This is a genomic window from uncultured Campylobacter sp., from assembly GCF_938040115.1.
In the GTDB taxonomy this organism is placed as follows: Bacteria; Campylobacterota; Campylobacteria; order Campylobacterales; family Campylobacteraceae; genus Campylobacter_A.
Genome location: NZ_CALHXD010000216.1, coordinates 1 through 18,727, shown reverse-complemented (window position 1 = coordinate 18,727; position 18,727 = coordinate 1). Strand labels below are relative to the sequence as shown.

The following is an 18,727-nucleotide window of genomic DNA, read 5'->3' as shown; positions in this document are numbered from 1 at the left end:
GGTCAAATTTGGCGTTTTGGCTTTTTGCCGCGAAATCTACGCCAATCAAATTTGACTCGTCCGTCTTGGTTCCAGCCTGCGTTAAATTTGACGGCGCAAAAGCTGGTTCGCTTGATTCATTTAAAAACTTGTCCCGCTCGGCAAAATTTGTTTTACCGTACTTAAAATTCGGCTCGATTTGGGTTTTTAAATTTTGCTTTGCGCCGTTAAATTTACCGTCTTTGGCCGATTTTTGAACCCCCGCCGCAAACTCGCGTACGTCGGTATTCTCAGCCACTTTCACGCGCGCATCGGCTCTCAGGCTTTTATCCAGCTGCGAGCTGCCCACATCTAGCGCCGTAACGCTTTTTACGCCGTTTTGCAGCAAAATTTGCACGAAACCGCCCGTGCTTGAGCCAACGTCAAGGGCGTTTTTGCCTTTGATTTCTAGCGGACAAGCCGCCAAAAAGCTTTTTAGCTTTAGCGCGCCGCGTCCGACGTAAATTTCGCCGACAAGCTCGATTTTTTGGCTGTTCGTCTTTAAATTTTGTTTGCCGATACAGGCCTTTTTACGCGCGGTTTCGACAGCGTCCGTCAAATTTGTTTCGCGTAAATTTTTAGTTTCCGCTTCCGCGCTATTTTTGCCGGCTTTCAAATTTACACCCGTAGCCTCGTCTAAATTTAGCGCGTCCGTGCCGTCAAATTTATCAAATTCGCCCACCTCAAAGCTAGGCTTAGAGCAAATTTTTCCGTTTAGCAAAATCTTGCCGCTTTTTATAAGTTCAGCGGCTTTGTTTCGGCTGATATTTAGGCGGTTTGCGACAAATAGATCAAATCTCAATCATCCGCCTTAGCTCGTCCTCGGTTATCGTAGCGACGCCTAGCTCGCGCGCTTTGTCTAGCTTGCTACCCGCCTCCTCGCCGTAAAGTACGAAGTCCGTTTTCTTGCTCACCGAGCCGCTTACTTTTGCGCCGTTTGCTTCCAAAATAGCCTTAAATTCATCCCTGCTCTTGCTAAGCGTGCCCGTTATCACAAACGTTTTGCCGCTTATCGCGCTTTGTTTTGTCTCAAAACTCTGCGCTTGCGGGCTTACGAAACGCAAAATTTCGTCCAAATTTTGCCTGTTTACCTGCATAAACTCCGCGTAACTCTCCGCCATTGCCTCGCCGAAGCCTTCGATCGCGGCCACCTCGCCAAAGCTTAGCTCGCGCCAGTTTTGCGGGTAAATTTGCGCTATCTTTTTGGCGGCTACCTCGCCGATGTGCTCGATACCCAGGCTCGCTATAAAGCTATGCAGTGCGGGTGTACGGCTAGCCTCGATGGCACCGAGTAAATTTGCGATCTTTTTATCCTTAAAGCCTTCTAACCGCGCCAAATCCTGCGCCGTAAGCTCGTAAATGTCGGCGATTTTGGCGACCAAGCCCGCTTCAAAAAGCTGATTTACGATCGCATCGCCAAGACCGTCGATATTTAGGCACTTTTTGCTCGCAAAATGTATGAGCGAATTTATCACGCGAGCCTTACACTCGAGGTTTTGACACTTGACGAAAACGCCCTCGTCTAGCAGCATCGACCCGCATACCGGGCACTCGCGCGGCCTCTCTATCGGGGTTTGCGAGCCGTCTCTGCGCTGTTTAAAGACTCCCGTGATCTTTGGTATCACGTCGCCCGAGCGGATAATGCTGATAAAATCATTCTTTTGCACGCCTAGGCGCTCGATCTCGTCGAAGTTATGCAGCGTGGCGGACTTTACGATTGCGCCGTCGATATTTACGGGCTCTAGCACGCCCACAGGAGTCACGACGCCGCTGCGTCCGACCTGAAACGCCACGTCAAGCAGCCGCGTGGTCTTTTCGATCGCAGGAAATTTATACGCAACCATAAATTTAGGAAATTTCTCCGTGTAGCCAAGCTCCTCGCTAGCCGCGATACTCTGCACTCGCACCACGAGCCCGTCCATCATAAAAGGCTTACTGTCGCGCTGCGCAACTAGCTGCTTATATGCATCCTCGATCTGCTCGGCGGTGCGACAAATTTTGAAAAACTCCTCGCGCTCAAAGCCCTGCGAATAGATAAAATCCATCATCTGCGAGTAGGTTTCAAGGCCCAAATTTTGCTCGCCGTAGCCCCAGGGCTTAAACCTCAGCCTGCGCGAGGCCGTCACAGCGCTATCTAGCTGGCGCAGGCTGCCGGCGGCTGCATTTCTAGGATTTGATAGCTGCGGCTCGCCCCTTTGTGCGCGGGCGAAATTTATCTCGTCAAAGTCGTTTTTAGCGATCACGACCTCGCCGCGGATCTCGATCCTACCGTTATAGGCGATTTGCAGCGGGATGTTTTTGATGACTTTTGCATTACTCGTGACGTCCTCGCCCGTTATGCCGTCGCCGCGCGTGATAGCTCGCACGAGAGCGCCGTTTTCATAGAGCAAATTTAAGCTCGCTCCGTCAAATTTAGGCTGAAGCGCAAACTCCAGCCTCTCCTTGTCGCCGCGCTTTAGCCACGCTAGCAGCTCATCAAAACTAAAAATATCCTCCATCGACCACATGCGCGCGCCGTGGCGAGCCTTAACAAAGCCCTCGCTAACCTCGCCGCCAACGCGCTTCGTCGGGCTAAACATCGAGATTTCACCGGGATTTGTCCTCTCAAATTCCAACACTTTATGATAAAGCTCGTCGTACTCCTCGTCGGTGGCTATGGGCGCGTCGTCGGTGTAGTAGGCCTTCGCCCACGCGTTTAGCGTATCTACGGCCTCTAAATACTCTTTTTTATCCATTTTTCCTCGTTAAATTTGCTTTGCTTACCACGCCGCGAGCTTTCTCATCGCGTTTTCCAGCCTAAACATCTGCGCATGCTCGGCCACGTCGTGCGTGCGGATGATCTGCGCGCCGTTTCTAAAGGCCTCCAGATGCAGATAAAGGCTGCCGGGCAAGCGGTCTTTGATCTCGCTGGGGCTATAAAAATTTATGACCGATTTGCGGCTAGCACCGGCTAAAAGCGGTAAACCGAAGCGTAAAAAATGCTCCAAATTTTTTATCAAAATCATATTTTGCTCCGCCGTCTTGCCAAAGCCGATACCCACGTCCAGCACGATATCGCGGCATCCAAGCTCATTCGCGGCAGCGATCTTAGCCTCGAAAAACGCGTCTATCTCTCCGAGCAAATCATCGTAATGCGGATTATCCTGCATATTTTCGGGGTTGTTTTGCATGTGCATGAGGCAGTAGGTGGCGCCATAGCGCGCCGCTAGAGCGCAGAGACTAACGTCGCCCGTGATGTCGTTTATCATTTTAAAGCCGTGATTTAGCGCGTACTCTAGGCAGTACGCATCAAAGCTATCTAGGCTAAATATCGCTTTTTCGTGCAAATTTAAGCGGTAAATTTCTGCTACTATCTTTTCTAGCCTGGCAAATTCGACCTCGCGTCCGACGTATTTGCTACCGGGCCGCGAGCTAACTGCGCCCACGTCGATATACTCCGCACCCTGCTCGATCATCTCTTCGATACGCGCTATGCCGCTTTTTTCGTTCACGCGGCTTGCGGCGTTAAAGCTATCTTCATTTACGTTTACGACGCCCATTATCTGCGCGCGCTGCGGTTTTTTAAACGGAGATTTTAAAAATTTGGCCAAATTTTTTAGTCCGAAATCCTGCGCAGCCTCTTTTTTGGCAAGCGCAAGAACTTGCGCATCGGTAGCCATGAGAAGCGCGGCCGAGTTTGCGCCGTTTAAGATAACGTCGCGGTTAGTCACGAGCTCCGCGCCTACGCTTAATGCGTCTTGTTTTAGGATGTTTGCGGCCGGCGAGCGTAAATCTTTAATCAAAAAAAAGTTGATCGCCGACTTTTTTTTCATCAAATTTCGCCCCTCGTCGCTAGGACGGATAACCTCGCAAATCTCGTTAAAATCAGTTTGCGGATTGATTTTAAAAATTTTCATCTAAGCCCTTTTTCGTAAATCATAAGAAGTATCGGCGTAAGAAGCGCGTGAGTTTTGGTGTTTAGCTCGGCTAGGCGCACGGCTTTGAAAAAATACTCAAGCTCTTCGGCGCTAAATTTGACCCCCTGCGCCGTAGCCTCGAGAGCTATGGCGGCGATTAGCTCTTTTAGGTCGTTTTTGCCAAGCTTTTCGGAGCGCTCAAGAGCTGATTTTTCATCTATAAACGCGCAAATTTCTTTTAGCTCCAGACGTTTGTAGTCTAGCCCCGTTTTTTCTCGTTGCTTTTTTTCGAGCCTATTTTCGGTAACTAGGCGCGAGCGAACGGTCGGCAGGAGCATATTTTTCGACTCGCAGGCTATGATAAAAAAGATATTTTTAGGCGGCTCTTCGATGATTTTTAGTAGAGAGTTTTGAGCCTCGACGCGGAAATTTTTAGCGCCTAAAACCAGCAGTTTGGGCTCGCTCTCGGCGATGTAGGCCTCGGCGGCGACCTCTTTTGCGTTTTCTAGCAAAAAGTCCTCGGCGAAAAAAAATCTAACCGAATTTACGCCGTAAAGCCCTAAAATTTCCTCTTTTAAGGCTTCAAAATCGCTCGTGATTACGATTTTGCTTCGCATAGACTAAAGCGTTACTTTCGCAAATAAAGCAGCGTCTATGCTCTTATCAAAGAGCCTAAACAGCGACAAAAGCTTGATATCTAGCGCGCCGTCGGAGGAGCTGAGATAAAAGCTATTTTGCGCCTGCTCGTCAAAAAGCCACATGTAGCTATCGTCCTTGCCTTTGGCTATCTGCGAGCTTTTATCCGCGCTTTTGCCGACGTAAAAAAACACGTAACCGTTTGGAAAAGCAAGGCTAAGCATGTCTAAAAGCAGCGAGACTTCCTCTTTTGAGCCGATATTTTCAAAAGAGGGATAAAGCGCCTTTAGCGAGAAAAAGGGTAACACGGGGCGGGCGTTTGTCGGTTTGTTTATATTTTTTAAAAAATACTCCTCAAACCAGCCGCGCTCGCTATCGGTTATCAGGATAAACGCGCGCCCTTCTAGTAAAAATTTAAGCTTCGAGGCAAGCAGAGGCGTCCACTCGGTGCGCCTCTCCTCCATCCAGCTCATCAGCGATCCCTCCTCGCGGATCGCCTCGAGCGTCCATTTTATAAAATCGCTCATTTATCGAGTTTATAAGCTTCGTGTAGTGCGCGAACGGCCAGCTCGCCGTATTTTTGATCGACGATCATCGAGATTTTTATCTCGCTAGTCGAGATCATTTGGATATTTATGCCTTCGTTTGCTAGCGTTTGAAAGGCTAGAGACGCCACTCCGGTGTGGCTTTTCATACCAACGCCCACGACTGAGACCTTAACTATCTCGTCGTTGTATAAAATTTCCCTCGACGCGCTTAGTTTATCCATGCACTCTTTTGCGACGTGAAGCTCGTTTTGCGGTACGGTAAAGCCCAGATTCGTAGTGCCGTCTTGGCCTACGTTTTGGATTATCATATCCACGTTTATGTTTTTTTCTGCAAGCGCGGTGAAAATCTCAGCCGCGATGCCCGGCTTATCGACCACGCCTCTTAAAGTTACTCTAGCTTGGTTTTTATCTAGCGCGATACCGCTTACTAGCACTGCTTCCATACTCTCTTCCTTTGTTATTAGTGTTCCTTCGTTGTGATTAAAGCTGCTTCTGGTGACTAAATTTACGTTTAGCTTTTTAGCTAGCTCGACTGAGCGGTTTTGCAGCACCTTTGCGCCTAGGCTCGCAAGCTCTAGCATCTCGTCGTAGCTGATTTTATCTAGCTTTTTAGCCTTTGGCTCGATGCGAGGATCGGTGGTATAAACCCCGTCCACGTCGGTGTAAATCTCACAAAGATCCGCATCCAGCGCGCCTGCTATAGCCACTGCGCTAAGGTCGCTACCGCCTCGTCCCAGAGTCGTTACGTCGCCCTTTTCGTCTATACCCTGAAAGCCCGCTACAACGACGATCTTGCCCGCCTTTAGCTCCTCTTTCATACGCTTAGTATCTATCGCCTCGATCCTAGCCTTGGTATGCACGCTATCTGTTATGATTCCCGCTAGCCTACCGCTTAGACCAACTGCGGGATAGCCTAAATTTATCAGCGCTATCGTTAAAAGCGCGCAGGTAACGCGCTCGCCGGAGCTAAGCAACATATCCATTGCTACGCAGTCTGGGTCTTTGGTGTAGTGCGAGGCGTAGTCCACCAGCTGATTAGTCACGCCGCTCATCGCCGAGACCACGACCACGACGTCCGCGCCGCTTTTTTTAGTTTCTATCACTCTCGCGGCGACGTTTTCTATCCTCTCAAGCGTCCCAACGCTCGTGCCGCCGTATTTTTGGACGATTAACATTAGATAAATCCTTTCTCTTTAAAGTAGCCGATAACCTTACCGTAGATCGGCTTTTTGAAGTGGTTTACGTCGCTCAAAACCTCGCTTGAGTTTATAAATCTATATTCGTCAAATTCGGGCTTTTTGGTGTTTATATTTATCTTCGCGCTAGGTCTTAGCCGCACTAAAAAATACTTTTGCGTCTGCCCGTCAAAGTTATAAAATTTCCTACTCGTCGTACCCTCAGGGAAGTCGTAGCTAAGCCACTGCGGATACTCGCTAAGCACGTCCACGTCGTCCGTGCCTATCTCCTCTTTGAGCTCTCTTTTTAGAGCCTCGCGCGGCGTCTCGCCCTCGTCTATGCCGCCCTGCGGGAACTGCCAGATACCCGTCATATCGCACCTTTGCGCGATAAATATCCTGCAATCAAACGGATAAGAGGGCGCAAGTATGACCGCCGCGACGTTTGGTCTATATTTCTTTTCCATATCTTTTTCCGAGAATTTTTAATTGCGGATTTTAACGAAAAATAGTTAAGATATAGCTAAATATCGAGAGGTTAGCGGAAAAATTTAACGCTTAGGCTTAAAATTTTTATTTAAAATTTAAAATTACGAATTTTACTTTTTGCGGTACATTGTGACGCGGTAAAATTTGCGCATTTTGCCTGACTATCCGCTAAATTTAAGCCGCTATTTTAGCTCCAGTATCGCTCGCACCTCTTCGTCGGTAAACAGACTCGCGCTTTCATGCTTTTTACGCTCGGGCGCGGCTTTTGGCTCGGCGCGCGGCGGCAAATTTTGCGCAGATTCGTTAAAATCAAATAGCGCAGCCTGCGCTGATGCGTCCGAGGCGGCCGTTTTTACGGCTTCATTAGAAGCGGATATTTTACTAGACGGTGCCATTTGCGTAGCTCCGTCAGAAACAGGAGTTTCGCGCAGAGCGGCAGCTTGCGCGCTTTGGCTAGTTGGCCCAGTTTTGGTTATTTCACTTAAAGCGCTAGTTTGCAAAATAGCTTTTTCTTGCCGACTGCCGTCATTATACGGCGCAGCGTCCCGCCTATCTTGCAAATTTTGCTCCCGAGCAAAAGCTGTTTTTTGCTCGCTCTTAGCCATCAAATTTGGCACAAATTTAGAGTCGTCAATCGCCTGGCGCGTATTTTCAAATTTAATGCTTTCATCAAATTTGACCGCCGCACTCTCGCCGCTCTCGTTAAATTTCTCGTCCTGCAAAAATAAAGTTCCGTCCGACAAAAGCTCGTACCGCTCGTCTTGGCGCGCAAAAAGCTCGCTTACGTTGATGGCGTCGCCGTTTTCTACGCTTGACGTCCTCTCGTTTATGCTCTCGCCGAGCTCCTCGATACCCGTTATACAAAGGCTTGGCATCACAGCCTTAAAACTTTGCAAAATCGGCAAAAAAGAGCCGTCAAATCCATCTAAAATCACTCGCATATTTAGCCTTTTTCAGTTTTTTGGAGCGATTTTATCAAATTTATCTTTTGAGCCGTTTTAAGCTCATCCAAAAGCCGCTTATAACGAAAAACAAAACCGACGCCGAAGCTAAACAAAATATAAATTTACCGACCTCGCCCAAAAAATATCCCGAATGCAAGCTCAAAACCGCTTTATGAATCGCAAAAGGCCTAGGCATCGAACTTTTAGCGTCGTCAAATCTCGCATACCTGATGATTTGCCCCTTGGCGGCGTTTATCGTCATCGTATTTACCTTATCGTCCTCTTCCAGCCCTTTGTCAAAGTAAAATATCATAAAATTTTCGCCGTCTTCTTGCGTGATGACGTTAAAAAGCTCGTAATCACCCCTATCTCGTTTAAAAATATCTATCGCGGCCTCTAAATTTGCTATCTTGCCCTCGTTCTCTAGCGAAAATCCTCTCACTTGCGTAAAGCTCTTTTTTCTAAAAATTTCTTTTTCGCCAAGCGCGTTATTTACGAGCTTTGCCGCCCAGTCATACGACCAGTAAAGCCCCGTAACGCTTATAAAAGCCAAAAATAAACAAAGATAAACGCCCGCAAATCCATGCAGGCTGTATAAAAACGCATAGCCTTTGGCCTTGATTTTTAAAGTAAACGCACGTATAAATTTAGTTTTAAAACTAGGATAATAGATTATCAATCCAGATATAACCAAGACCACCAAAGCGATAGAACAAATCGCGACGATATGCTTGCCTATAAGCCGTAGCGTCTCGTTTTCGCTAAGCCCAAGGCCTAAGTTAGTATGTAAATTTAACATTAGTCCGATAAATTTATCGCCGAAATTTTCGCCCATTATCTCGCCCGTATATTGATTTACGAAATACGACTTAAACTCGCCTTTACTATTCGTGCCGGATATGCCTAGAGCGTGGTTTGCGTCCGAGTTTATCTTGTAGTAGCTAAGCGTAAAATTTGGTTCCTTAGCTTTAAAAATATCTAAAATTTCTCTCGCGCTAAGCTCTTTTTCGCCTCGCTCGACGAAGGTTTTTTGCGAGTTTGCAAGGTCTATAATCTCGTCGTGATAGGATATGACCGCGCCACTAAGAGCGACGATAAGCAGCGGCAAAACACAGGCTAGGCTTAAAATCAAATGGACGTTAAACCAAAATTTCTTTTTCTTTAAAAACGGCATCTTTCTCCTTAAATTTAAACTCGAATTTTAAAAACCGGTAGCAGGGCGGCGATCGCTACGCACCGCCTCGCTTAAATACTACTAAATTTAAAAATTTACGTTAAATCCGAGCCTATATTTAATCCCGTCGGCGATCAAAATTTCATAGCGTCCGGATTTTGTCGTTACGTATTCGTTAAAGATATTATAAACGCTAAAATTTACGCTCGCGTTTTTAGTTAGCTTGTAGCTTGCGCCCGCGTCAAATAGCGTATAATCCTTTATCTCCTCGTCTCCCGGCGAGCCGTAAACGGCTCTGGTTTTGCCTAGATAGTTCATCTGCGTCCAAAAATTTAGATCAGGCGTCATATCGTAGTCAAGCCCTATTTTTACGGTATGTACGGGTAGATTGTTTAGAGATTTACCCTCGTACGCGCCCGATTTTTGCTTTGATCTAGTGTAAACGTAGCTTGAGTGCAGGGCTAAATTTGATAGTATCTGCCAGTCTGAGGCGAGCTCGACGCCCTTTACTTCGGCTTTGCCGATATTTACGCTCTCCCAGATGCCGCGCCTATAGGTCTTGCCGTTATGCACGCAAGGAACGCCCGGGCGCGCGACGCAAACGGGCTTCGTGCCTAGACCGTCTTTTATGCTCGTATAAAACGCCATCGCCGAGACGTTAAGGCTCTCGTTCCCGTACGCGACGCCCGCCTCGTAGTTTAGGCTGGATTCGGGTTTTAGGTTGCTTTTGCCCAGCTGCGCTCCCATGCCGCCGGCAAAAGGCAGGGCAAGCCCGTCGGTTCGCATCTTGATATCAGGCGTCGAGTAGCCTGCCGATACGCCGCCTTTTAGCGATAAATTTTCGCTTAGATGATATACGGCATATCCGCGCGGCGATACGTGTCCGCCGTAGTCTTTGTCGTGATTGTATCTTAGACCGGCAGTTAGCGTGAGCGCGTCGGTTACGTCAAAATCGTCCTCGCCGTAGAGCGAAAAATCATATCTCTTTACGTTTGCGGCGTCGGCCGTCGTTGCCTTTTCGTTTAGCCTTTCTCTTCTGTATTCAGCTCCCAGGCTTAGCGTGTTGTTATCAAAAAAATACGTTCCCTTAGTATTTAGCGTCGTCGTTTTTAGCGTGAGGTCTTGCTGACCGCTTTCTTTCATATGATCGTGGGTTAAAAAGCTTTCAAGCAGCAGCTTGTCGTATTTACCCGTATGCGAGAGCGAGGCGGTATATCCGCTCATCTTTTCAAACGCGACGCTCGTATTATCGCCAGTAGCCCTTCTTAGCGTCTTGCCCTCGGTGCGCTCGTATTTATTTACTACGCGGCGCAGATCCAGCGCTATTTCGTCGTTTTCGGTGGCGTTATACATGATTTTCGCGCCGAAATTTACGTCCTCGTTTTTGCGGTTCGTAAAGGCTCGCTCGTCTTCAAATTTGTGAAAATACCGCCCGTAAAGCGCAATGCCTAGCACATCTGGGATCACTGCGCCGTTTGCGTAAAAGCCGGTTTGGTAGTCGTCATTTATCCCGCTTTTGCCCGCAAGCGTGTAGTAGCCGTTTACGTTACCGCTAAATTCGTTTGAAAAGCCCTTGGTGATGATGTTTATGACGCCTCCCATCGCATCCGAGCCGTATAGCGAGCTCATCGGCCCTCGCACGATTTCGATACGCTCGATCGTGTTTGCGGGCGGGAGGAAATTTTGAGCGCTACCGACCGCGCGAAGCCCTCTATACGCGCTATCGCTGGTCGCAGGGCGGCCGTCTATTAAAATTTTAGTGTATTTTTGACCAAGGCCTCTCATCGTGATACCGCGTCTGCTAGCCGCCCCCAGCGTCGCGCCGAAAACGCCCGGAGCGTCTTTTACGACGCTTTCTATATCTTGATGGTTGCGCCTGGCTATCTCTTTTTGCGAGATTACCGAAACGGAAGCGGGCGCGTCTTTGATATTTTGCTCAAAACCCGTCGCGCTAGTTACGGTAACTTCGTTTAGTTTCACTTCGTCGGCCGCCTGCGCGCAAGATAGTGCTAGGCAAGCTAGCATAGAAATTTTAGGCATACTTTTCACCTTTAGACTCCTTATTTAAATTTAAACCCTATTTTACTATAATCAGATAATTATTATCAATACTTAGGCAAACGGTAGAGGGATTTTTATCAACGCTAAAAGGATAAAAAAGCAAATGAAGGTCGAATTTAAAGATATTTTACAAGCAAACGAACAAGAAATCGCGCAAAATTCGGTGCGCTACGGACAAAGCGCGTGGCAAGAGCAAGATAGAAAATGCAAGGTCGAGTTTTTTAAAGGCACAAGCGGCGCAAGCTACTGCAGGAGCGAAATAATCTGCAACAAAAGCGTAAAAAGACGGCTTGAAAGGAGCGCTGGCTACTGCTTTTTGCTCTTTAACGACGCAAGAGCGGACGCTGGGCTTAAGGCGGGTAAAAAAACTTTTTGTCTAAAGGCCGGAGAGTTTTGGATGGGGCGCGTAGATAGCGGATTCGAGGGCGTTTGCGAGCATCAAAGTAGCAGCTACGCCGGGCGATGCATCGTGCTAAAAAACGAGCTGGCCCGCGAGCTAGCGGCATTTAAAAATCTAGGCGAAGAAAACGAAATCTGCATCCAAACGGCTAAGATAAATTTAGCCCAAAACCTGATTTTGCGGGAGCTTTTAGCCGCGAGCGAGTTTGAGGGTAAGATGCGTGAAATCTTTATGGAAGCTAAAATTTTAGAGCTAATCTACAAAAGCTTAGGCGCGCCCAAAACGCCCGAAGCCGATGAAAAAAAGCGCGATTTTAGCGACGAATACGTAAAAATTTTAAACAAAGCAAGGCAAATTTTACTAAGCGACGTCCAAAACCCGCCCAGCATAAAAGAGCTAGCCAGAGCGTGCGCGACGAATGAATTTAAGCTAAAAACGGGCTTTAAAAGCTACTTTGGCGATACGATCTACGGGCTGCTAGCGACCGAACGGCTAAACGCGGCGAAAAAACTTTTAGAGCGCGGAGACGTCTGCGTAAGCGAAGCCGCAAAAATCGTCGGATACGCCAGCGCTCCGCATTTTGCAAAGATTTTTAGAGAAAAATTCGGCGTTTTGCCGACGCAAATTTTAAAACAAAAGAAATTTTACACGTAAATTTAACGCTCTTTCGGAGCTTTGCGGGCAACAAAGCTAAGGGCAAATTTAAAGGCAATCATCACAATAAAACGCGTAAATTCGACAAGTAATAAAATATTTTAAGGCTCAATAAAACTTAAACAGATTCTATCTTATCGATTTTAATACAATTATGATAGAGTTCTTTTGCAACAAAATAGCAAATTTAGCAAATATAAAATACGTTTAAATTTTTGATAAATCGCAGAGCAACCAAATGACAAAAATTATAAAATTTACGCGGCTTAGCACTCCTATTGTTTGATTAAAAACTTCTCTCCGTCAAATTTAAAGCTTTCATATTGGCTAGTAAGCTTGCCGTCCGGGTATTTGTCTGCGTAAACGGCCTTTAGCACCTTTAAAACGCCGTTTTTGTAGACGATAACTTTATCGTTATACCATTTTTCTTGGATGTCGTCGGTACCGTTTACGACTGAAAAATAATCAAAACCTACTCCGTAATAAGATTTGATACTGCCGTCGTCATAAACAAAAATTTTAGCTTGTTTTATACCATCCGTTTCAATGCGAAATGCTTTAACGACGCCTTCGGCTAGTTTGGAAGAAGCAGTAGCGATACTATAGACTAGATATAAACTATCCTTGACTTTGTAGATTTTATTTGCATAAGGTGCGCCTAGACTAAACCAGCTTAAACATGCGCACTCGCCTCCCCTGTCACACTCTTTCATATACTCGTCAAAAAAATCCGCAACGTAGTTACGCTTTCCATCTGCAAACTGATAGACATTATAAAAAGACGCCATGCTTCCTCCGCCGGTAAATACCGAATATGCGCGAAATTTACCGTCATCAGATACCGCAATATGCGGTTTTTCGCCTTTAGTATTTTGCAAAAATTTAAGTGCGTAATCGCCGCCTAATTTTAAAAACTCGGTCATTTTAGCTCTTAAGAGCATCTCATTTTCGCACGAACCGCTCCACCTCCAATCTAACCCCAAAAGCCCATTAAGCTCCTTACCCAATCTTTCCCGTTCTTCACCAAAAAGCAGACTTAAAATACAAAACAATATAAATAAAAATTTCATCTTTTTCCTTTTTAAACGGATTTTAGATATTTTATCAAAATTTACGCTAGAAAAATTACGAAAAACAGATATAGATGCGCTCAAATTTACCGCAAACCGGCACGAAAACGGCGCAAAAACCAAAATATCAAACGCCGCACGATAAAGCCGTAAAATCTGCTAAAATACGGCAAAAACAAAGGTCAAAATGCTTCTTTACGTCCACATCCCTTTTTGCGAGAGCAAATGCCCATACTGCGCCTTTGGCTCGGTGGTGGGCAAACGAAATTTAACGAGCGCGTATTTTGACGCAATGATTGCTGATTTTAGGGAGCAAATTTTAAAATTTGACGTAAAAAAGGGCGAGATCGAGACGGTTTTTATCGGCGGAGGGACGCCAAGCGCCGTGGACGGTGGCTACTACGAGCGGCTATTTGAGGCAGTCGCGCCGTACCTAGCGGCAAACGCCGAGATCACGACGGAGGCAAATCCAAACTCGGCAAGCCAAGAGTGGCTCTCACGGATGAAATCATACGGCGTAAATCGCGTGAGCTTCGGCGCTCAGAGCTTTTTTGAAGATAAGCTCAAATTTCTCGGGCGCATCCACGACGCGAGGCAAATCTACGAGGCTGTAGCAAACGCCAAAACGGCGGGGCTAGAAAACATAAACGTCGATCTCATCTACGGCACGAAGCTAGACACCAAAAAACGACTTGAGCAAGAGGCACAAAATATCCGAAATTTAGGCGTTTCGCACGTATCGGCGTATTCGCTAACGCTTGAGGAAAATACGCCCTTTGCCGGCAAAATAAACTACGCAAAAGATAGTCCGAGGCTGGCGAAATTTATGATAGACCGCATCGAGGAGATAGGACTAAAACAATACGAAATCTCGAATTTCGGTCAAATTTGCAAGCATAATCTTGGCTACTGGCAGGGCAGAAACTACCTTGCCATCGGTGCTTACGCAGTCGGATTTTGGCGAGATCATCGCTTTTATAACGCCTCAAATTTAAACGCCTACGTAAAAAATCCGCACGCTAAGAAAATCGAAAATTTAAGCGCGGACGAGCTAAATTTAGAGCGGATATTTTTAGGTGCCAGAAGCATCGTCGGTATCTGGCAAAACAGCCTAAACGCCGAGCAAGAGCAAAGAGCGCGGCTACTAAAAAATAGCGGGAAATTAAAATTTAAAAACGGGCGATATTACGCCAAAAATTTCCTGACCGCGGATGAAATTTCTTTATTTATCGCAGGCTGATTTATGCAAATTTGAGATAAAAAACGCTAAAATGAGCACTTTAAAATAAAAATTTAGGATAAAAAATGTTTGGCATGAGCTTACCCGAGATCATCGTCATAGCCGTCATCGCGGTGCTATTTTTGGGGCCTGATAAGCTTCCTAGCGCGATGGTAGAGATAGCGAAATTTTTTAAAACCGTCAAAAAAACGGTCAATGACGCAAAAAGCAGCTTCGATCAAGAGATAAAAATCCAAGAACTCAAAGAGGACGCAAAAAAATACAAAGAAAGCATCGCAAAAACCACCGAAACAGTAAGAAAAAAGCTCACCTTTGAGGAGCTCGACGAGCTCAAAAAAGGCGTAAACGACGTCACTAGCGGCATCACGGACGGCCTAAACGACGTAAAAAAGAGCGTCGAAGCGGTCAAAAACCCGGGCGAAGCCGTCAAAAACGCCGTGCTGGGCGATAACGAGAAAAAAGAGGCGTAATGTTTGAAGAGCTAAAACCGCATTTAATAGAACTTAGAAAAAGGCTTTTCATCAGCGTCATGACCGTGATCGTGATGTTTGTAGTGTGCTTTAGCTTTTGGAATCAAATTTTAGACTTTATCATCGCGCCGCTGCAAAACACCCTGCCCGATAATCAAAAAATGGTCTTTCTCGAGGTGCAAGAGCCATTTTTCGTAGCAATGAAAGTGGCATTTTTCACCGGATTTTTGTTTTCGTTGCCGATTATTTTTTGGCAGTTTTGGCTGTTTGTAGCGCCGGGACTTTACGAAAACGAGAAAAAATACGTCATCCCGTTCGTTATTTCGGCCACTTTTATGTTTTTAGTTGGCGCTGCGTTTTGCTACTACGTCGTCGTTCCTATCGGTTTTGCATTTCTTATAAATTTCGGCCAACAGCTATTTTCTGCGATGCTAAATATCGGCGGCTACGTCGGCTTTTTTACGAAACTAGTGATTGCGTTCGGCATCGCGTTTGAGCTTCCCGTTATCACCTTTTTTCTCGCCAAACTCGGCCTAGTCGACGATAAGATGCTAAAAAACTCATTCCGCTACGCTATCGTAGCGATTTTTATATTTGCCGCGGTCATGACGCCTCCGGATATCCTCAGCCAGTTTTTGATGGCGGTGCCTCTCATCGGTCTTTACGGGCTTTCTATCTTTATAGCCGCCCGCGTAAATCCAGCTAAAAACGAGGAGTCGGAAACCGACGAAGAAAAAGAAGAAAAAGAGGACGAGTAGTCATGAAACAAAGTAGGCTAGCCAAATGAGTCAAATTTTAAATCCAAACTCGATTGACGCCTACGACTACGAGCTACCACCGGAGCTAATCGCTAATTTCCCAACCTTTCCAAAAGAGGACGCAAGGCTACTAGTCTACGAGCGAGCTAGCGAAAAAATCTCTCATCTAAAATTCGGCGATTTGCCCGAAATTTTACCGCCTTGCGATATTATTTTTAACGATACCAAGGTGGTAAAGGCTAGAATTTTCGGCAAAAAAGATAGCGGCGGCGAGACGGAGCTTTTGCTAAACTCTCCGCTTGCGGACGGTAAATTTAGCGTCTATATAAAAGGCAAAGTTCGCGCGGGCAGCGTTTTAAATTTTAACCAAAATTTGACCGCCGAGGTCTGCGAACTCTTTGACGACGGCTCGCGCACGGTCAAATTTAGCCAAAACGGCGAACCTTTGGACGCTGCCGCGCTTTATAGAGTCCTGTCCCACATCGGACACGTGCCTCTGCCGCCATATATCAAGCGAAGCGACACCAAAGACGACGAGAGCTGGTATCAAAGCGTGTTTGCCAAAAACGAGGGCGCGGTGGCGGCTCCGACGGCGAGCTTGCACTTTAGCGACGAGATGATTGACAAGCTAGCAAAAAACCGCGAGATAGCCTACCTCACGCTGCACGTGGGCGCGGGGACGTTTAAGGGCGTGGAGAGCGAGGATATCACGCAGCACAAGATGCACGCGGAGTTTTACGATATCCCGCAAGATACGCAAAATTTAATCAACTCAGATAAGCAAATCCTGGGCGTGGGCACGACGGTAACGCGCTGCGTAGAGGAGTTTGCTAGAAGCGGCAAGTCTAGCGGCGAGTGCAGGCTGTTTTTAAATTTAAACAACAAACCCATCCGTCAAAACTACCTGCTGACAAATTTTCACCTACCAAAATCGACGCTAATCATGCTAGTAACCAGCTTTATCGGACTTGAGCAGACTATGCGGATTTATAAAACAGCCGTGGAGCAAAAGTACAAATTTTACTCCTACGGCGACGCGATGCTGGTTATATAGCCGTGAGTTTCGCGTATATTTTCCTGATTTTTGCCGCGTTTTATATAGCGGTTTTGGGCGGTTGCTATTTTATGGATAAAATCAAAAGGTCAAATGGCGTGATAAAAAAAGAAACTATGCAAAAAAACGGTACGAGCGAGACCAGCAAATCTAGCGAGGCAAACACGCTACCCAAAGTCGATATCGCGGGCGGTTTGCTGTTTTTGGCATCCTCGCTAAACGAGGACGCGCAAAAAAACACGAACTACGTGCTGCTAGACTACGACATCGCCTATCCTAGGCTATTTTACGCAGATATCGCGGCTCTTGCAAAGCTCATCGACGCGATGGCTCAAATTTTCCTTTTAAACGTCTCAAACTCGACCGTTACGATCAAATTTTTACTCTCGAACTACTACAAAAACAACATCAAATTTACCCTTAGCGTCCACTGCGACCACGATTTTTTTACGATCAAAAGCACGCCTCGAGTAAACATGAACGTGCAAAGCAGCAAATACTACGAAACGGCGATAGCGCTAGCCGAGCAAAACGGCTCTAGCATCAGATTTGAGTTTGATCACGGCGTACGCATTAGCACCGAGATTTCGCTACGTCTGTGCGACGATAAGCTCGATCTCATGCAAAGTTTTAAGATAAAAAATCCCAAAAATTTTAGCGCCCTCGTCGCCGAGCCAAACCCCTATTCATTTAATATCATCAAAAAAGATCTCGAGTTTATCGGCATCGACGTGAAGCCGAGCAACGAGTGGGGTATCGTAAAGCGCCACATAGAGGATATGATCTTTCGCCCAAACGTAGTCTTTATCGAGGAGAGCCTGCTACGCGAGATAGATGGCGCTCTAGCTACGCTTTTGATAGAAAAAAAGATCGCGCTAGTCGTGCTAAAAACCACAAACGCGGCGATAAATTTAAACCCAAAAATCCGCGTTTGGACGCTAGTTCAGCCCTATCTATCCGACACTCTCGTGCGTATCTTAAATGAAGCTTACGAATTTGAGATGCAAAACGGGGATAAAATTTAGCTTTCTGAAATTTTACTCGCATTTTTAAACTGCCTTGCTTCGTTTGATAACGCCAAATTTGACCCAAAACCACTAGCTCCAAAATGATATAATAAACCAAAATATCGGAGGCAAAAATGAATAAAATAACCTGCGTCTGCCTAGGCGTGCGAAGCATGCAAAGAGCGCTGAAATTTTACCGCGAAGGCCTAGGTTACGAGACGGACTGCAAAGAGGACAATCCGCCCGTATGTTTTTTCAATACGACTGGGACCAAATTTGAGCTCTATCCGCTAGACGCGCTGGCTCGAGATATAGACGAAAACGATCCGCTCAGAGGAAGCGGATTTGCCGGCATCACGCTAGCCTATAATGTAAAAAACAAAGAGGACGTGGATAGCGTCATAAAGCTAGTAAAAAAGGCGGGCGGAACTATCGTCAAGGAGCCACAAGTTGCGTTTTGGGGCGGATATCACGCGTATTTTGCCGATCCGGACGGATACTACTGGGAGGTGGCTTGGGGGCCTGATTTTAAATTTGACGAGGACGGGCTGCTCAAATTTTAGATCAAAATTTCTGCGGCTAAGGCTTGTTTGGCGGGGACGAAGTCTTTGGCCGAAGCGCGTAAAATTTAAAATCAAAATTTTATTGCAAATCATCGAGCGGGGCTTTTGCGGCTCGTATAATTTGCGGCGCCGTTTTTTCCGCGCTTTTCTCTAAACATCGAGCGAAATTTTACTCTCCGATATTATCCGCGGCGTAGATTTTGTGTGAGGCTAAAATTTGTGTCCTGCACCGCGTACCTCGCTGCACTGCTTTACCTCCGCTCGGCAGCCTTATCAGCATCGCATGCCGCTACGTAAAACAAGAAAGCGGATATTTCGCAGCGTTTTTGCCCGTGAGTGCGGCGAGGAAAAGAGCGATAAATTCCTCAAAGCTTTGCGCGATGATCGAGATGTCTTCGTAGATCGGTTCCGCGCCGAATACGATCTTGCCCGCGTCTGCGCCCTGCGTGAGGATGCCCGCGAAGCAGCGTTCGCCTCTGACCGAAAATAAAAACGGCAAGCACCCGCTCCAAAACGCGCTCACGGCGGCTCTTTGCGCATCGTTAGCCGCGCACTCCAGGCTGTCTTTTT

At 46.6% G+C, this 18,727-nt stretch carries 19 protein-coding genes; 7 read left to right on the top strand and 12 right to left on the bottom strand.

The window, feature by feature from the left end:
- The 10 genes from Q0314_RS07220 to Q0314_RS07175 form a co-directional block, all read right to left on the bottom strand.
- Positions 1–820, bottom strand: an 820-nt coding sequence (locus tag Q0314_RS07220; protein ID WP_298057848.1) for an SAM-dependent methyltransferase, incomplete at its 3' end; no start/stop codon positions are given.
- Positions 810–2,753: an NAD-dependent DNA ligase LigA gene (gene ligA, locus Q0314_RS07215; RefSeq protein ID WP_298057847.1), complete on the bottom strand. Its 1,944-nt coding sequence runs from the start codon at positions 2,751–2,753 to the stop codon at positions 810–812. The genes ligA and Q0314_RS07220, both read right to left, overlap by 11 nt.
- A 24-nt stretch (positions 2,754–2,777) precedes the next feature.
- Positions 2,778–3,914, bottom strand: a complete 1,137-nt coding sequence (gene folP, locus Q0314_RS07210; protein ID WP_298057846.1) for a dihydropteroate synthase — start codon at positions 3,912–3,914, stop codon at positions 2,778–2,780.
- Complete coding sequence (locus tag Q0314_RS07205; protein ID WP_298057844.1) at positions 3,911–4,531, bottom strand: DNA polymerase III subunit delta'; 621 nt, start codon at positions 4,529–4,531, stop codon at positions 3,911–3,913. The genes folP and Q0314_RS07205 overlap by 4 nt, the downstream gene beginning before the upstream one ends.
- A gap of 3 nt (positions 4,532–4,534) precedes the next feature.
- Positions 4,535–5,077, bottom strand: coding sequence for a HobA family DNA replication regulator (locus Q0314_RS07200; RefSeq protein WP_297966370.1), 543 nt, complete (start codon positions 5,075–5,077; stop codon positions 4,535–4,537).
- Positions 5,074–6,273: an aspartate kinase gene (locus tag Q0314_RS07195; protein ID WP_298057842.1), complete on the bottom strand. Its 1,200-nt coding sequence runs from the start codon at positions 6,271–6,273 to the stop codon at positions 5,074–5,076. Before Q0314_RS07195 ends, Q0314_RS07200 begins: the two co-directional genes overlap by 4 nt.
- Entirely contained in the window at positions 6,273–6,740 is a 468-nt protein-coding gene (locus Q0314_RS07190) for an RNA pyrophosphohydrolase (protein ID WP_122862193.1), read from the bottom strand. Before Q0314_RS07190 ends, Q0314_RS07195 begins: the two co-directional genes overlap by 1 nt.
- Positions 6,741–6,944: 204 nt before the next feature.
- On the bottom strand, positions 6,945–7,703 hold the full coding sequence (locus Q0314_RS07185; protein WP_298057840.1) for a hypothetical protein: 759 nt from the start codon (positions 7,701–7,703) through the stop codon (positions 6,945–6,947).
- 40 nt (positions 7,704–7,743) lie between these two features.
- Positions 7,744–8,880 carry a PepSY-associated TM helix domain-containing protein gene (locus Q0314_RS07180; protein WP_298057838.1) on the bottom strand — a complete coding sequence of 379 codons (1,137 nt, stop codon included), beginning with the start codon at positions 8,878–8,880 and terminating at the stop codon, positions 7,744–7,746.
- Between the two features lie 87 nt (positions 8,881–8,967).
- The gene (locus Q0314_RS07175; protein ID WP_366114584.1) at positions 8,968–10,929 is read right to left on the bottom strand and encodes a TonB-dependent receptor; all 1,962 of its coding nucleotides are present in this window, start codon (positions 10,927–10,929) and stop codon (positions 8,968–8,970) included.
- A 115-nt stretch (positions 10,930–11,044) separates the two neighbouring features.
- On the opposite strand from Q0314_RS07175, the gene Q0314_RS07170 reads away from it, so the two are divergent.
- Positions 11,045–11,995: an AraC family transcriptional regulator gene (locus Q0314_RS07170; protein WP_298057835.1), complete on the top strand. Its 951-nt coding sequence runs from the start codon at positions 11,045–11,047 to the stop codon at positions 11,993–11,995.
- A gap of 275 nt (positions 11,996–12,270) precedes the next feature.
- On the opposite strand, the gene Q0314_RS07165 is transcribed toward Q0314_RS07170, so the two are convergent.
- Positions 12,271–12,918, bottom strand: coding sequence for a hypothetical protein (locus Q0314_RS07165; RefSeq protein WP_298057833.1), 648 nt, complete (start codon positions 12,916–12,918; stop codon positions 12,271–12,273).
- A 334-nt stretch (positions 12,919–13,252) separates the two neighbouring features.
- Here Q0314_RS07165 and hemW point away from each other — a divergent pair, with 334 nt between their 5' ends.
- The 6 genes from hemW to Q0314_RS07135 all read left to right on the top strand — a co-directional run bounded on the left by hemW (position 13,253) and on the right by Q0314_RS07135 (position 18,157).
- Complete coding sequence (hemW, locus tag Q0314_RS07160) at positions 13,253–14,305, top strand: radical SAM family heme chaperone HemW (protein ID WP_298057832.1); 1,053 nt, start codon at positions 13,253–13,255, stop codon at positions 14,303–14,305.
- Positions 14,306–14,370: 65 nt separating this feature from the next.
- Positions 14,371–14,775: a Sec-independent protein translocase protein TatB gene (tatB, locus tag Q0314_RS07155; RefSeq protein WP_002946440.1), complete on the top strand. Its 405-nt coding sequence runs from the start codon at positions 14,371–14,373 to the stop codon at positions 14,773–14,775.
- Positions 14,775–15,533 carry a twin-arginine translocase subunit TatC gene (tatC, locus tag Q0314_RS07150; protein WP_298057830.1) on the top strand — a complete coding sequence of 253 codons (759 nt, stop codon included), beginning with the start codon at positions 14,775–14,777 and terminating at the stop codon, positions 15,531–15,533. Before tatB ends, tatC begins: the two co-directional genes overlap by 1 nt.
- A gap of 25 nt (positions 15,534–15,558) precedes the next feature.
- The gene (queA, locus tag Q0314_RS07145; RefSeq protein ID WP_298057828.1) at positions 15,559–16,587 is read left to right on the top strand and encodes a tRNA preQ1(34) S-adenosylmethionine ribosyltransferase-isomerase QueA; all 1,029 of its coding nucleotides are present in this window, start codon (positions 15,559–15,561) and stop codon (positions 16,585–16,587) included.
- A 71-nt stretch (positions 16,588–16,658) separates the two neighbouring features.
- On the top strand, positions 16,659–17,612 hold the full coding sequence (locus Q0314_RS07140; RefSeq protein WP_298057827.1) for a hypothetical protein: 954 nt from the start codon (positions 16,659–16,661) through the stop codon (positions 17,610–17,612).
- A gap of 116 nt (positions 17,613–17,728) precedes the next feature.
- Complete coding sequence (locus Q0314_RS07135) at positions 17,729–18,157, top strand: VOC family protein (RefSeq protein ID WP_298057825.1); 429 nt, start codon at positions 17,729–17,731, stop codon at positions 18,155–18,157.
- A gap of 289 nt (positions 18,158–18,446) precedes the next feature.
- Here the strand turns inward: Q0314_RS07135 and Q0314_RS07130 are convergent.
- Positions 18,447–18,727: hypothetical protein (locus Q0314_RS07130; protein ID WP_298057824.1), on the bottom strand; the 281-nt coding region annotated here is incomplete at its 5' end.